Source organism: Ewingella sp. AOP9-I1-14, from assembly GCF_052375995.1.
In the GTDB taxonomy this organism is placed as follows: Bacteria; Pseudomonadota; Gammaproteobacteria; order Enterobacterales; family Enterobacteriaceae; genus Ewingella; species Ewingella allii.
On the sequence record NZ_JBQSVA010000001.1, the window covers coordinates 1,031,662 to 1,046,268 of the forward strand.

The following is a 14,607-nucleotide window of genomic DNA, read 5'->3' on the forward strand; positions in this document are numbered from 1 at the left end:
GGAGAATGGGCGAACTATATGAAAGTCATATGACAGTTTTGTGACACATGCCCGTTAGACAGAAAAAAGCCGGGACAGATAGCCCGGCTGGCTGAAATAACCTTAATATTCGGGGGAATAGGTGAGGTGTGGTGAATGCAGCCAATGTTGTAAAAAGTGGGACACCGCCTGATGTTGGCAATGTCCAATAACTTGTAAGTGTGGAGCCTGCTGTTTGAGGACCGGCAGGGCGTTGCCCATTACCAGCCCCATACCCACGCTTTCCAGCATTTCGCGGTCATTCATGGCGTCGCCGAAGGCCATGCACTCGGCCATTTCGATATCCAATTGCTGGGTGAGAAACGCCAAGGCGCTCCCTTTATTGCTCCCGGCTGGCATGATGTCCAGACAGTCCGCCGCCGAAAAGCATAAATCAATGCGTCCGCCAAAGTGGCTTTCCAACTGTGGCACCAGTTGCAGCAGGACGTCGTGCGGTGCGCAGAAGCAGACTTTGCTGTTGCCGCTGATAGGCAGTTCGGCAAAGTTGCACAGCTGATAGCGGAATCCGCTGAACTCATGGGGGATCAGCAACTTAGGGTCGTCGAGGTCGGTAAACCAACCTTCATCACGGAAAACGTGGCGACTGGCCGGGGTATCCCATTGGGTTCTCAGCAGTTCTTCGGCGCAGTCGTCGGGTAAATCACTGGCGTAAAGGCGATCGCCGTGCAGATTGTGGATGCGCGTGCCGTTGCCGGTGATCAGATAGCCTTCCAGCCCCAGATTCGCCAGAATGTCTTTCATCTCAAGGTAGTGACGCCCGGTTGCAAAAGTCAGCGTCATGGGCTTTTCAGCCAGCTGAGCCAGCGTGGCCAGTGTCTTTTCACCTAAACGGTGATCAGGCATTAACAGCGTGCCGTCCATATCAAATGCAGCCAAACGAAACATAACACCTCGCGATTATCCCACCGGGCAGGATGAACAATTTCAGCCGCCGTGGTGTGGAAAGTAAGCAAACTGAGTATGCAACTCGATTTGCGGAAGTAATAGTGAACAGTTTAAAAATAGTGTTCCTGATTTAGCTCACACTCCGTGAATTTGCTCCATGTCGCCCGCCAGCCGCTGAGTTATGCTCAACCCACGAGTTTCTCTCAGAGGGGAGTAGGTGTGGCATGCGTTTGCAAAATCGTCTTAATCAGTTTCAACGGCTGTATGCCAGCGTGGGCAGTCAGCCCGCCACGGTGAATGTCGGCGAGCTGGCGGAAATCTTCTGCTGTAGCGAACGCCACACCCGCACTTTGCTATCGCAATTTCAGCACGCAGGCTGGATAAACTGGCATTCGCAAGCCGGTCGTGGCAAACGCGCCGAGCTACACTGCCTGTATACGCCAGAAAGTTTACGGGGAAATTACTTACAGCAGTTGCTGAAAAACGGTGAACACTCGGCGGCGCTGCAATTTAGCGAAGTCGACCCGAATCATTTAAACGCCCTGCTCGCTCCCCACCTTGGCGGCCAGTGGCAGGCCGACGCGCCGACCCTGCGTATCCCCTACTATCGCAGCATGCAGCCACTGGACCCGCAAACCCTGACCGGCCGCGCCGAGCAGCACTTGGCGCATACTTTGCACGCCGGGCTAACTCGCTTCACCACCGGGGATCCGCTGCCCCAGCCTGATTTGGCGCACCATTGGCAAATCAGTAATAACGGCAAAACCTGGTATTTCTTCCTGCGCAGCCAGCTTTATTGGCACAACGGCGAGCCGATCCGTGCCGAGCAGCTGCGCCAGCAGTTGGAGCGACTGCGCCTTTCGCCACGCAGCAGGCACGCCTTCGCCGCCGTAGCGGAGATAAAACTGCCCCACGCGCTCTGCCTGCAATTTGACCTCGAGGTGCCGGACTACTGGCTGGCGCACCGTCTGGCTGATCTTAGCTGTTTGCTGTCTCACCCCGACGATGCCTTCTGCGGCGCGGGGCCTTTCCGTTTAGCCAGCTTTGCCGCCGAGCTAGTGCGCCTCGAGCAGCATGCCTACTACCACTTGCAGCGCCCTTTCCTTGCCGCCATTGAGTTCTGGATAACCCCGCAGCTGTTCGCGCAGCGGGATAATGTCAGTTGCCAGCACCCAGTGCGCATCATGCTGGGGGAGCAGGATGAACTGGCGGATGTCAAACCGGTCAAACGCAGCACCAGTCTGGGTTTTTGCTACATCGCCGCCAATCTGCGTCGGCAGCATTTAACCTCTGAACAGGCGCAAAAGGTGGTGATGATTATCCAGCGCTCTGGCCTGCTCAATAACCTGCCTATTGACCATGACTTGGTGAAGCCGAGCAGTGAGATGCTGCCGGAATGGCCGATCCCCGAGCATCATGCTGATGACGTGACCTTACCGAAAACCCTGAGATTGCTGTTCCACCCGCCGGTCGAGCTGGAGTTTGTCGCGCAGGCGCTGCAAGAGGCACTGCGCGCCGAGAACTGCGAGTTAGAAATCGTTTATCATCAGGGCCGCGTGTGGGATGACGAAAGTGGTATCAATGAGGCCGATATTCTTTTGGGCGACCGTCTGATCGGCGAAGCGCCGGAGGCCACTTTAGAGAACTGGCTGCGTCAGGATATGCTGTGGTCGGGCATTCTGAGTGATGTAGAGTTGGAGCAGCAGGCGCAGCGCCTTAAGACTATTCAACAACTCCCTCTGGCCGACATTCGCGCCGAAGAACTTCGCAACCATTTTTACCATTTGATGAAGCGCGGCACTATTACGCCGCTGTTCAACTATCAATATCAGGTCAGCGCGCCGCCGCGGGTCAACGGCGTACAGCTCACCGCGTGGGGATGGTTCGATTTTTGTCAGGCGTGGATCCCCCCGCCGCTCTCGTGACAGTCTATGATTGATGCTGTTCAGCGATCCCAAAGAAAAGTAACATGAGCCTCATAGAATTTGCCGAAATCGGTGGCAATTGATTCAAGTACAAATGGATAAAAACATGAAAAGAGCAGTAGTGGTTTTCAGCGGCGGTCAGGATTCAACCACCTGTCTGATTCAGGCTTTGACGCAATATGACGAAGTACATTGCATTACCTTCGATTATGGTCAACGACATCGCGCTGAGATCGACATTGCTCAGAAGCTGTCTGTAGAACTGGGCGCCAAAGCTCACAAAGTTTTGGACGTGGGTTTACTTAACGAGCTGGCAGTGAGCAGCCTGACCCGTGACAACATTCCGGTGCCGGCGCTGGGCGAAACTGAGGAAAACGGCTTACCGAGCACTTTCGTGCCGGGCCGCAATATTCTGTTCCTCACTCTGGCGGCTATTTATGCTTATCAAGTTCAGGCTGAAGCCGTCATAACGGGCGTCTGTGAAACCGACTTCTCCGGCTACCCGGATTGCCGCGACGAATTCGTCAAAGCGCTGAAACACGCTGTTTGCTTGGGCATCGCGCGCGATATCCGTTTCGACACGCCGCTGATGTGGCTGAACAAAGCTGAGACATGGGCCCTGGCCGATTATTACCAACAGCTGGATTTGATTCGCCATCACACCCTGACGTGCTACAACGGCATCGCGGGTGATGGCTGTGGCGAATGCGCCGCCTGTAACCTGCGCGCCAATGGCCTGCAGCAGTATCAGCAAGACAAAGTCGGCGTTATGGCTAGCCTGAAGCAGAAAACCGGGCTGAAATAATCCGCTCTCTTGGCCGGGCTAACTCTTTAGCCCGGTCGTTCACGCCTTCCTCAGCCTCCTCGCGCCTCTTCCTCTTTCAGCTCTAACTCGCGCAATCTTTCCAACAACTCGCCTTCCAGCGTCAGCGCCTTCTGGGTGCGTAGATCAATGCACACAAAGGTCAGCGTGGCGTCAGCGACGATATCGCCATCGTGGGTGACTACTTGCTCCAGCACGCCGCTGCGGGTATTCAGCTGCTGCAGGCTGCTGTCGATACGCAACACGTTGCCCAGCGTGGCGGGTTTGCGGTAGTTAATGTTGATGTTTACCACGATGAACGCGATGTTATTCTCGCTCATCCATTTAAATCCGCTTTTGTTATCCAGCCATTCCCAACGTGCTGTTTCTAGAAATTCCAGATAACGGGCATTGTTAACGTGCTGATAAACATCAATATGAAAACCACGAACGGTAATAAATGTATGCATAATTGCTTTCCGGCTCCTGCAAAATAGTCATTAAATCCTGACAACTGGTCAGATGTCTTTTGAGATTAGCAGAAGAAAACGGCACTAACCGTGAACAGGTCAGCGCCGCGACTTTCGTCACAATTTCAATCGGTCCTTGTTGCGCTCAAACAGCGCGGCACCAATCCCCGGGGCTTCCTGTAGCTGTTCGATTTCCGTGAACTGTCCCAAGTCATCACGGTAGTTAACGATAGCCTGCCCCTTCTTAACGCCAACGCCATTCATCACGCGGGCGAAGTCCTCTGCGGAAGCCGTGTTGATGCTCACCGTGGTGTCGTCAGTGGTCGTGGCCTTCTCCTGCTTAGCCTTAGAAGCTTCAACCTTGCTGGTTGGGGCTTGAGTGGCCGTAGATGCCGTCGTAGCAACCTTACTGGTGGCCGCGGGGGCTGCCTGTAACATAACCGGCAGAGTGGAAAGGCCAAGCGCTAAGGCCAGTGACAGTGATGTAATACCCAATTTTTTCATGCTGTATCCTCCATGTGTTTTCAGCACGGACAGAGTGCAGCAAGTTTGTTCGGGCAACAATTGGCAGATTCAAAATGTGGAAAAGGCCGCGAAAGCGGCCTTTGTTTGTTGCAACACGTTGCATAACGCTGCGAGGTTTACTGGAGTTGTGCGCCAGAACCCAGCTTAATTTTTGCTTCCTGACGCAGGTTCGACAGCAGAGCGTCGAAGGTCACGTTAGAAGAAGATTGCTGCAACTCTTGCTCGAAGCGAGCGATTTCATTGTCAGGCAGCTTACCAGCGTTGACCGCCGTCAGCTCAACCAGCACGCTATTGCCCTGATCATCCTGAGACAAACCGTAAACCGGCTGGTCTTTTTGCGGATGAGGCAGCGCATAGACATTCTGCTCGAAAGCCGAAGGCTGTTGTGAACGCTGAACCTTCTGCACGTCGCCGAAACTCAGGCCAGCAGCTTTGAGAGCTTCATCGCCTTTGCCTGCTTTCAGAGCCGTCAGCAGCTTCTCACCGTCCAAACGTGCCTGATCTTCAGCTTTCTGGCGTTTCACCATAGTCACAACCTGCTCTTTCACTTCAGCAAAAGGTTTAACGCCTTCCGCCTTGTGAGCATCAACACGTACCACGAAGGCGCGATCGCCATCCACGGTGATGATGTCAGAGTTGCTGCCCGGCGTACCGTCTTGACCAATCAGGCCGCCATCAAAGATTGCCTGAATGACAGGTTTGAAGTTGATGGCCGCAGGAATAGATTGCTGAGTGAACCAGTCGGTATGAGTCGCCTTAACGCCAGCCACCTCTTCAGCAGAAGCCAAAGATTCGTTGTCGTTGTTCGCGGCTTCGCTAACTTTCTGCTGCAACGCGTAGTAAGCGTCAGTCGCTTTATCTTGTTTCAGCTTATCAACAATGCTGTCACGAACCTGAGCCAAAGGCTTGATTTGCTCTGGTTTAATATCTTCCAGACGCAGAATGAAGAACCCGCTGTCAGACTTAATCACGCCGGATACCTGACCTTTGGTGGTCAGATTGGCACTTTTAAACTCTGGTAGCGTGGTTTCAGGCTCAACCCAATCCATCAAACCACCCTGCTTACCGCTCAAGGTATCGATAGACTTGGTTTTTGCCAGCTCGGCAAAATCAGCGCCTTTTTTCAGTTCAGCGGCAACCGCATCGGCGTCAGCTTGGTTTTTCAACACGATAACGCTGTAACGACGGCGCTCCGGCTGACCAAACTCGCTTTTATGCTGGTCGTAGTAAGCCGTGATATCTGCATCGCTTACTGTCGTTTTTCCTTGCAAAGCAGCAGCATCCATTTCGATGTAGCTCACTTTGACTGCTTCAGGAGAAACGAAGTTGTTTTTGTTCTGGTCGTAGAAAGCCTGCGCTTCGCTGTCGCTAACCTGCTGCTTGGCCGCAAGGGCTGCGGTGTCCAGCGTTGCAGTGCGAACATCGCGCTCTTGCAGCAGCAAGTCTGACATGGCGCTGGTTTCAGACGGCAAAACGAAGTCTGAAGTACCAAATGCCTGTGCTAACTGCTGGCTAACCAATTGCTGTTTCATCAATTTGGCGAAGTTGTCCGCGCTGTAACCCATACCCTGGATACTTTGCAGATACTTGGCATTGTCGAAACGGCCGTCAGTTTGGAATTGTGGGGTCGCCAGAATCGCGTCTTTGATCTGCTGATCGCTAACGGTGATGCCTAGCTTCTTGGAATACTGATCCAGCAAAGTGACGTCAATCAGGTTATTCAGGGACTCTTGACGCAGTTGTTGCATATAACCTTCGCTGCCAGCCAGCGCAGAGAATTGCTCTCCAAGCTGTTGTTGCAGTCGGCTACGCTGGTTTTGCACAGCTTCTTCCAACTGAGCACGTCCGATCTCCTGACCATTCACTTTCGCTGCATAGTCGCCTGAACCGCCGATCAGGTAGTTGCCCACCCCTGTCAAAATAAAGGACAGAATAATCAGGGCCAGAATGATTTTGAGCACGACGTGATTGGCGGCCGCGCGTAAATTGTCCATCATAGTGTGGCAACACTCCGCTGTAATAAAAAAAGCGCATCGAATTCGATGCGCCTTGTATCTTACCTTACCAGCCCGGTGACGTCAGGTTATTGTTTAACAACCAGACCTGAGAGTAAAAGCACCATGCTCGCTTTTGTCACGCAGGTTTGACGCCTGACCTGCAGGTAATTAACCGTTAACGGCGTCTTTCAACGCTTTACCAGCACGGAAACCAGGCACTTTTGCCGCAGCAATGCTGATTTCTTTACCAGTCTGTGGGTTACGGCCGGTACGCGCAGAACGCTCACGTACAGAGAACGTACCAAAACCAACCAGTGCAACTTCTTCCCCTGATTTCAGAGTTTCAGTTACCGATCCCAGTACTGCATCTAATACACGTCCAGCAGCCGCTTTAGAAATATCAGCACCGGCGGCAATTTTGTCGATCAATTGTGACTTATTCACTCTATTCATCCCCTCTTGAAATACTATCGTCACGTCGCATTTTCCCTGCGAATATGACAGCGAAGCTTTTATATCAAGCTTGTCAGGGCTATGCAAGCAACCGAAACCAGTCTTAAACGCGCTGACAACTGACTAACTTAACGACACAAAAAAAGGCTGGCAAGTGGGATTTCACCTGCCAGCCTGAGTTTTATTGAACTGTGATGGTCGAGATCACTATTTTGCCGCTACCGGAAGTGCGCCGAACGCTGGATTTTGCAGAGCAAGATTCAAAACGTCGTCAATACGCTTAACCGGATGGATCTCCAAATCACCTAAAACGTTGGCTGGGATCTCTTCCAGGTCACGTTTGTTGTCATCAGGGATCAGCACTACTTTGATACCGCCGCGGTGAGCAGCTAACAGCTTCTCTTTCAGGCCGCCGATTGGCAGAACCTGACCACGTAAAGTTATTTCGCCAGTCATAGCAACATCGGCGCGAACCGGGTTACCTGTCAGGCAAGATACTAATGCGGTACACATCGCAATACCGGCACTCGGGCCATCTTTCGGCGTCGCACCTTCTGGTACGTGAACGTGAATATCACGTTTTTCGTAGAAGTCAGCGTTGATGCCCAGCTTGTCCGCACGAGCGCGGACCACGGTCAGCGCGGCCTGAATCGACTCTTGCATCACTTCGCCGAGTGAACCGGTGTAGGTCAACTTACCTTTACCCGGTACGCAGGCCGTTTCGATGGTCAGCAGCTCGCCGCCCACTTCGGTCCACGCCAGGCCAGTCACCTGACCTACGCGGTTTTCGGTATCTGCACGGCCGTAATCCACTTTCTGCACGCCAAGGAAATCTTTAAGGTTATCGCCGTTGATTTCGATGTGCTTCAGAGTCTTATCCAGCAGCAGCTGTTTAACCGCTTTGCGACACAGCTTGGACAATTCGCGTTCCAGACTACGCACGCCGGCTTCGCGGGTGTAGAAACGGATAATGCCAATGATCGCGCTGTCATCCACTGTCAGCTCGGTTTTCTTCAGGGCGTTACGCTCAATTTGCTTCGGCAGCAGGTGCTGTTTGGCGATGTTCAGCTTTTCATCTTCGGTATAGCCGGAAAGACGAATCACTTCCATACGGTCCAACAGCGGAGCTGGAATGTTCATTGAGTTGGAGGTCGCCACGAACATCACGTCTGACAGGTCATAATCGACTTCCAGATAGTGATCGTTAAAGGCCACGTTCTGTTCTGGATCAAGCACTTCCAGCAGAGCTGACGACGGATCGCCACGCATGTCGGAAGACATTTTGTCGATCTCATCGAGCAGGAACAGTGGGTTTTTAACGCCAACTTTCGCCATCTTCTGGATCAATTTACCCGGCATAGAACCGATGTAAGTACGACGGTGGCCGCGGATTTCGGCTTCGTCACGCACGCCGCCCAGCGCCATACGCACATACTCACGGCCCGTTGCACGCGCAATGGACTGACCCAGAGAGGTTTTACCCACGCCCGGAGGCCCAACCAGACAGAGGATTGGCCCTTTGATTTTGCTGACACGCGTTTGCACCGCAAGATATTCAAGGATACGGTCTTTGACACGTTCGAGGCCAAAATGGTCGGTATCCAGAACTTCCTGGGCTTTACGCAGGTCTTTTTTCACTTTACTGCGTGAATTCCACGGCACCTGAAGCATCCAGTCGATGTAGCCGCGAACCACGGTCGCTTCGGCGGACATCGGGGACATCATTTTCAGTTTTTGCAGCTCAGCTTCGGTTTTTTCACGCGCTTCTTTCGGCATTTTCGCCGCTTCGATTTTGCGTTTCAGCGCCTCGTGCTCATCAGGTGCATCATCCATCTCACCCAATTCTTTCTGAATGGCTTTCATTTGCTCATTCAGATAGTACTCACGCTGGCTCTTTTCCATCTGCTTTTTGACACGATTACGGATGCGTTTCTCAACTTGTAACAAGTCGATTTCCGATTCCATCATCGCCATCAGATATTCCAGACGCTCAGTGATATCAAACATTTCCAGAACGGACTGTTTGTCACTAAGTTTCAACGGCATATGCGCGGCGATGGTGTCAGCCAGACGGGCTGCATCTTCAATGCTGTTAAGCGAAGTCAGCACTTCCGGCGGAATTTTTTTATTCAGTTTGATATAGCCTTCAAACTGATTAATGGCCGTGCGCACCAGAACTTCCTGTTCGCGCTCGTCCACAGCCGGAGATTCGAGATATTCAGCCTGTGCCGCGAAATGCTCACCGTTATCAGACAACGTGGTGATGCGCGCACGCTGTAACCCTTCAACCAGCACCTTCACGGTGCCGTCGGGCAGTTTCAGCATCTGTAATATGGAGGCAACGGTGCCTACAGAAAAGAGATCATTAACGCCCGGCTCATCAGTAGAGGCTTCTTTCTGTGCCACCAGCATGATTTTTTTGTCGTGATCCATCGCGGCTTCAAGGCACCGAATCGATTTTTCCCTGCCAACAAACAACGGGATCACCATGTGCGGATAAACCACCACATCGCGCAAAGGCAATACGGGGATTTCAATGCGTTCGGAACGCTCAGGGTTCATAGAGCTCTCTCTTAGTTTAGCTTCCGCCAGGTTAAGGAAATCTCGTGAAACACGAGTCAGACGGGTTTCAGCAAGTCGTTATTGGAGTATATGGGGATGAATATCTGACATTCAACGACAAGAATGCGAGTAAAAAAAAATGGGGGACAAAATCCCCCATTTATTAACTAACCCACTGGAACAGCTGGTGAATTATTCGCCAGATGCTTGCTGCGCCTCGGGTTTGCCATAAATCATCAACGGCTCGGATTGGCCCGCGATGACGGATTCATCGATTACCACTTTGTCGACGCTGTCGAGGGATGGCAAGTCGTACATAGTGTCCAAAAGTGCCCCTTCAACGATAGAGCGCAGGCCACGAGCACCGGTTTTACGGATCATCGCTTTCTTAGCAATCGCCACCAGTGCTTCGTCGCGGAACTCTAGCTCGACACCTTCCAGATTGAACAATGCCTGATACTGCTTAGTCAGGGCATTTTTCGGCTCTTTCAGGATCTGAATCAGCGCGTCTTCGCTCAACTCGCTCAGCGTAGCCACTACGGGTAAACGACCGATGAACTCAGGGATCAGACCAAATTTGATCAAATCTTCTGGTTCAGCCTGAGCCAGCAATTGGCCTTCAGTGGCTTTCTCAGCTTTACCTTTGATCTCTGCACCAAAACCGATACCTGTACCGGTGTTAATGCGTTGACCAATCACTTTATCTAAGCCAGCAAAAGCACCGCCACAGATGAACAGAATTTTTGAGGTATCAACCTGCAAGAACTCTTGTTGCGGATGCTTACGACCGCCCTGAGGAGGCACAGCAGCAACCGTACCTTCAATCAGTTTCAACAGCGCCTGCTGAACACCTTCACCTGAAACATCACGGGTGATAGATGGGTTGTCAGACTTGCGGGAAATCTTGTCGATTTCATCGATATACACGATACCGCGTTGCGCTTTCTGTACGTCGTAATCACATTTCTGTAGCAGTTTCTGGATAATGTTTTCAACGTCTTCACCCACGTAACCGGCTTCGGTCAAGGTGGTGGCATCCGCCATGGTGAAAGGAACGTCGAGGAAACGAGCCAGAGTCTCAGCCAACAGCGTTTTACCGCTACCTGTTGGACCGATCAGCAAAATGTTGCTCTTGCCCAGTTCAATACCGTTGTTGGTATCACCGTTACGCAAGCGCTTGTAGTGGTTATAAACCGCAACGGCCAGAACCTTTTTCGCAGGCTCTTGCCCGATGACATAATCATCGAGGTGTTGGCGGATTTCATGTGGCGTTGGCAGTGCGCTGCGTTCGCGATGCGGAGCAACTTCTTTAATCTCTTCGCGAATAATGTCATTGCACAGATCGACACATTCATCGCAGATATACACTGACGGCCCGGCAATCAGCTTGCGAACTTCATGCTGGCTTTTGCCGCAAAAAGAGCAGTACAGCAGCTTTCCTGAACCGTCTTTGCGCTTATCTGTCATCAGTAAACCTCTTCTTTAATATCTGTTTCGCAGGGTGACTGCGGCACGACTATTTTAAACTGCTGCCATATCGTTGACCAATGTCAGTTCCGTCAAAGACGAATTGACGCGTAATTGCAGCAACCAACACTGCGCATACGCGCCACAGCATGACTTAACTATAGACCATCAGTCCGGCAGAAATAAGTCGTCAGACGCGATGGGTAAATACGGAGTCAACTAAACCGTACTCTACAGATTCTTCAGCAGACAAGAAACGGTCGCGCTCAGTGTCACGCTCTATTTCTTCAAGAGTTTTGCCCGTATGTTTCGCCATCAGCTCATTCATACGACCTTTTACTTTCAGGATCTCTTTAGCATGGATTTCGATATCCGTTGCTTGTCCCTGATAGCCACCCAGCGGCTGGTGAATCATTACGCGTGAGTTTGGTAAGCAGAAACGCTTGCCTTTCGCACCCGCGGTCAACAGGAATGCGCCCATTGAACAGGCCTGGCCCATACAAATGGTGCTCACATCCGGTTTAATAAATTGCATGGTGTCGTAGATAGACATCCCTGCAGTGATTACGCCGCCCGGAGAGTTAATGTACAGAAAAATGTCTTTCTCTGAACTTTCTGCTTCCAGAAACAGCATCTGAGCCACAATCAGGTTAGCCATATGGTCTTCAACCTGGCCCGTAAGGAAAATAATACGTTCCTTCAGCAGACGGGAGTAGATGTCGTAAGAACGCTCACCCCGTGAAGTCTGCTCAACAACCATGGGTACCAGAGCCATGTTCGGTGCAAATTGATCTCGTTCACCACTGTATGACATAACCGTCTCCTAATAGAATTCTCTTTTGGCGCTAGTTAAAACCGATTCTACTTGAGATAGGCATTGATGACTACGCTCAAGCGGCCAAGTCGCCGTTATCACGGCTGACGGTTGTTATCAGTCTGAATTTAGCAGCAAAGCTACCTGGTTTGTATTTAACAATTGGGGGAACGAACACCCCTTTTCAAGCCCGCTGGGAGATTTCTTTCTCTGGCTCCGCATTTTTCATTGATTGGCTTAACAATAGCAGAGCCTGTTAAAGCGGCCTCTACTACCCACTTGCTGGCCTACTCTCTTTGCTTACGTTGATAAATATAGTGCAAAAACAACAGCAAAAAAGAAAAATGTCATCTGTAGAGCATAAAAAAGCCCGCAGTAAAAACCGCGGGCTTTTATGTCGAGCCGTTAACCACTGGGTAAACGGCTCAGTCACCGGCAAATCAATTATGCAGGTTGAGTCTGGTTCATCAGCTCAGTAAAGGTAGTGGCTTTTTCAGTCACTTTAGCTTTTGACAACAGAGTTTCGACCGCTTGTTCTTCTAGCGCGACGTTACGCATGTTGTTCATCAGCTCTTTGTTTTTGCTGTAGAACTCAACAACTTCAGATGGATCTTCGTAAGCAGAAGCCATTTCTTCGATCAGCGCTTTAACGCGATCTTCGTCAGCTTTCAGTTCATGCTGGCTGATCACTTCACCCAACAGCAAACCAACAACTACGCGACGTTTAGCTTGCTCTTCGAACAACTCACGCGGCAATTCCAGCGCTTGTTTTTCGTTGCCGCCGAAACGTTGTGCAGCCTGACGACGCAGAACGTCAACTTCACCGTCGATCAGTGCAGCTGGAACGTCGATTTCGTTAGCGTTAACCAGACCGTCGATTGCCTGAGTTTTGATGCGGTTACGAACAGCACCTTTCAGCTCGCGTTCCATGTTTTTACGCACTTCAGCACGCAGGCCTTCAACAGAACCATCAGCCACGCCGAAACGTTTGATGAACTCTGGAGTCAGTTCTGGCAGCTCACGCTCTTCAACTTTCTTCAGGGTGATCGCGAACTTAGCCGCTTTACCTTTCAGGTTTTCAGCGTGGTAATCTTCTGGGAAGTTTACGTCGATGACGAATTCTTCACCTGCTTTGTGACCAACCAGACCTTCTTCAAAGCCTGGGATCATGCGGCCCTGGCCCATAGCCAGTACGAAATCAGAGGCTTTGCCGCCTTCGAAATCTTCACCGTCGATAGAACCTGAGAAATCAACAGTTACGCGATCTTCAGCAGTAACGGCAGCGTCAGTTTCTTTCCAGTCAGCTTGTTGCTTGCGCAGCGTTTCCAGCATGGTGTCAACATCAGCGTCGTTAACTTCAACAACAGGTTTCTCAACTTCGATGTTTTCCAGATCTTTCAGCTCAACTTCTGGGTACACTTCGAATTCAACACTGTAGTTGAAGTCTTCGCCCAGTTTGTACTCACCCGGAATATAGTTAGGTGCGCCAGCTGGATTGATTTTCTCTTTGATGATCGCGTCAACGAAGTTGCGCTGCATCAGATCACCCAGAACGTCCTGACGAACGGAAGCACCGTAACGCTGCTCGATGATGTGTTTTGGTACTTTGCCTTTACGGAAGCCGTCAATACGTACTTTTTTCGATACGTTGACCAGTTCGCTGCTCACTGCTTTTTCAATGCTGTCAGCAGGAACAGTAATAGTTACACGGCGCCCAAGGCCTTGAGTGGTTTCAACAGAAACTTGCATCTTGTTACCTCAAAAAAATTACAGTGCTCGGTCAACTCCAGAAGTCGTTCTCAAGATGAGAAGCGTGGAAAAGAACGAACTTACCTTGAAAACGACTTCTAAGAACCGGGACAGTCCTGATTAAGAACGTAGCCCTGTATTCGAAAGCGTCCCGAAACCATTCCGGAAAAATAAGACGCGACATTATAGCGGCGCATAGACGGCGAGTCGAGGACGGTAATCTACTGCGTGGGAGGAAAACTCGCATTGCGGTCGATCCCTCGGAAAACGTAGTCGATGCAAAGGCTTAAACAACCCTGTCGCCTGCCAGCCACTTATTCTTCTCGTTTAAAACAGAAACGGCCCGCAGGCCGTTTCAGAATTTGCCCCTACTAATACCGCATCTTATGGAGAAAGTTCCAGTGATACCGTACCCTAGAAGGGAATTTTATGATTTTTGGGAGCAAGATCCTTCGCGATTAGGCTAAGGTTCCGGCACCTCGACAAGCAGGCGAAGCTAATACTGTATCCTGTAAGCCTTCCCACTCTTTTTGCGTATAAGTGTGTAATGCCAAGGCATGAACACTCCCCGCAAGCTCCTCTGAAAGTACGCCATAAATCGCTCTGTGACGTGAAAGGAAGCGCTCACCGACAAATTTATCGGACACCACTACTACTTTGAAATGGCTTTCTGAACCGGCTGGGACATTGTGACGATAACTCTCATCAGTTACTTCCAGAAACGCAGGTTCAAACGCTGCAACTAATTTTGCTTCTATTTGCTCGCGAATCATAGCAATCTCCTTACGCCGTTAGCAGGGAACTGCATCCTTACTTGACCATCTGTCACACTATTAAGGATAGGCGGCTTTGCGATTTATTAGTATGTTACAGAAACAAAATTTCTGCTGCGATTGATAAAAAAGGCAATCGGTTTGTC

The 14,607-nt window shown here is 51.0% G+C and carries 12 protein-coding genes; 2 read left to right on the forward strand and 10 right to left on the reverse strand.

Annotated features, from left to right (window positions below; all coding sequences use genetic code 11):
• Nucleotides 1-102 precede the first annotated feature (102 nt).
• Complete coding sequence (cof, locus tag ACT3RT_RS04775) at nt 103-924, reverse strand: HMP-PP phosphatase (RefSeq protein ID WP_353503066.1); 822 nt, start codon at nt 922-924, stop codon at nt 103-105.
• Between the two features lie 224 nt (nt 925-1,148).
• Here cof and ACT3RT_RS04780 point away from each other — a divergent pair, with 224 nt between their 5' ends.
• On the forward strand, nt 1,149-2,849 hold the full coding sequence (locus ACT3RT_RS04780) for an SgrR family transcriptional regulator (RefSeq protein ID WP_485903566.1): 1,701 nt from the start codon (nt 1,149-1,151) through the stop codon (nt 2,847-2,849).
• Between the two features lie 106 nt (nt 2,850-2,955).
• Entirely contained in the window at nt 2,956-3,654 is a 699-nt protein-coding gene (gene queC, locus ACT3RT_RS04785) for a 7-cyano-7-deazaguanine synthase QueC (protein WP_496200591.1), read from the forward strand.
• Nucleotides 3,655-3,704: 50 nt separating this feature from the next.
• Here queC and ACT3RT_RS04790 read toward each other — a convergent pair whose 3' ends face one another.
• From ACT3RT_RS04790 to bolA, 9 genes are all read right to left on the reverse strand, one after another.
• A complete protein-coding gene (locus tag ACT3RT_RS04790; protein WP_353503069.1) occupies nt 3,705-4,121 on the reverse strand; it encodes a YbgC/FadM family acyl-CoA thioesterase in 417 nt (138 codons plus the stop codon).
• A gap of 117 nt (nt 4,122-4,238) precedes the next feature.
• Entirely contained in the window at nt 4,239-4,625 is a 387-nt protein-coding gene (locus tag ACT3RT_RS04795; RefSeq protein WP_496202578.1) for a ComEA family DNA-binding protein, read from the reverse strand.
• A gap of 137 nt (nt 4,626-4,762) precedes the next feature.
• Complete coding sequence (gene ppiD, locus ACT3RT_RS04800; RefSeq protein WP_441656094.1) at nt 4,763-6,643, reverse strand: peptidylprolyl isomerase; 1,881 nt, start codon at nt 6,641-6,643, stop codon at nt 4,763-4,765.
• Between the two features lie 168 nt (nt 6,644-6,811).
• Entirely contained in the window at nt 6,812-7,087 is a 276-nt protein-coding gene (hupB, locus tag ACT3RT_RS04805) for a nucleoid-associated protein HU-beta (RefSeq protein WP_034792380.1), read from the reverse strand.
• 216 nt (nt 7,088-7,303) lie between these two features.
• Nucleotides 7,304-9,658 carry an endopeptidase La gene (gene lon, locus ACT3RT_RS04810; RefSeq protein WP_353503072.1) on the reverse strand — a complete coding sequence of 785 codons (2,355 nt, stop codon included), beginning with the start codon at nt 9,656-9,658 and terminating at the stop codon, nt 7,304-7,306.
• A gap of 192 nt (nt 9,659-9,850) precedes the next feature.
• Nucleotides 9,851-11,125: an ATP-dependent protease ATP-binding subunit ClpX gene (clpX, locus tag ACT3RT_RS04815; protein WP_034792384.1), complete on the reverse strand. Its 1,275-nt coding sequence runs from the start codon at nt 11,123-11,125 to the stop codon at nt 9,851-9,853.
• 190 nt (nt 11,126-11,315) lie between these two features.
• On the reverse strand, nt 11,316-11,939 hold the full coding sequence (gene clpP, locus ACT3RT_RS04820) for an ATP-dependent Clp endopeptidase proteolytic subunit ClpP (protein ID WP_034792385.1): 624 nt from the start codon (nt 11,937-11,939) through the stop codon (nt 11,316-11,318).
• A gap of 444 nt (nt 11,940-12,383) precedes the next feature.
• Nucleotides 12,384-13,688 carry a trigger factor gene (gene tig / locus ACT3RT_RS04825; protein ID WP_485903558.1) on the reverse strand — a complete coding sequence of 435 codons (1,305 nt, stop codon included), beginning with the start codon at nt 13,686-13,688 and terminating at the stop codon, nt 12,384-12,386.
• A 458-nt stretch (nt 13,689-14,146) separates the two neighbouring features.
• Nucleotides 14,147-14,461 carry a transcriptional regulator BolA gene (gene bolA / locus ACT3RT_RS04830; RefSeq protein ID WP_353503074.1) on the reverse strand — a complete coding sequence of 105 codons (315 nt, stop codon included), beginning with the start codon at nt 14,459-14,461 and terminating at the stop codon, nt 14,147-14,149.
• Between the last annotated feature and the right edge of the window lie 146 nt (nt 14,462-14,607).

What these genes read in the sequence shown, in the direction of transcription:
- cof (WP_353503066.1), bottom strand. Translation starts at nt 924, where the DNA reads ATGTTTCGTTTGGCTGCATTTGATATGGACGGCACGCTGTTAATGCCT.
- ACT3RT_RS04780 (WP_485903566.1), top strand. Translation starts at nt 1,149, where the DNA reads ATGCGTTTGCAAAATCGTCTTAATCAGTTTCAACGGCTGTATGCCAGC.
- queC (WP_496200591.1), top strand. Translation starts at nt 2,956, where the DNA reads ATGAAAAGAGCAGTAGTGGTTTTCAGCGGCGGTCAGGATTCAACCACC.
- ACT3RT_RS04790 (WP_353503069.1), bottom strand. Translation starts at nt 4,121, where the DNA reads ATGCATACATTTATTACCGTTCGTGGTTTTCATATTGATGTTTATCAG.
- ACT3RT_RS04795 (WP_496202578.1), bottom strand. Translation starts at nt 4,625, where the DNA reads ATGAAAAAATTGGGTATTACATCACTGTCACTGGCCTTAGCGCTTGGC.
- ppiD (WP_441656094.1), bottom strand. Translation starts at nt 6,643, where the DNA reads ATGATGGACAATTTACGCGCGGCCGCCAATCACGTCGTGCTCAAAATC.
- lon (WP_353503072.1), bottom strand. Translation starts at nt 9,658, where the DNA reads ATGAACCCTGAGCGTTCCGAACGCATTGAAATCCCCGTATTGCCTTTG.
- clpX (WP_034792384.1), bottom strand. Translation starts at nt 11,125, where the DNA reads ATGACAGATAAGCGCAAAGACGGTTCAGGAAAGCTGCTGTACTGCTCT.
- clpP (WP_034792385.1), bottom strand. Translation starts at nt 11,939, where the DNA reads ATGTCATACAGTGGTGAACGAGATCAATTTGCACCGAACATGGCTCTG.
- tig (WP_485903558.1), bottom strand. Translation starts at nt 13,688, where the DNA reads ATGCAAGTTTCTGTTGAAACCACTCAAGGCCTTGGGCGCCGTGTAACT.
- bolA (WP_353503074.1), bottom strand. Translation starts at nt 14,461, where the DNA reads ATGATTCGCGAGCAAATAGAAGCAAAATTAGTTGCAGCGTTTGAACCT.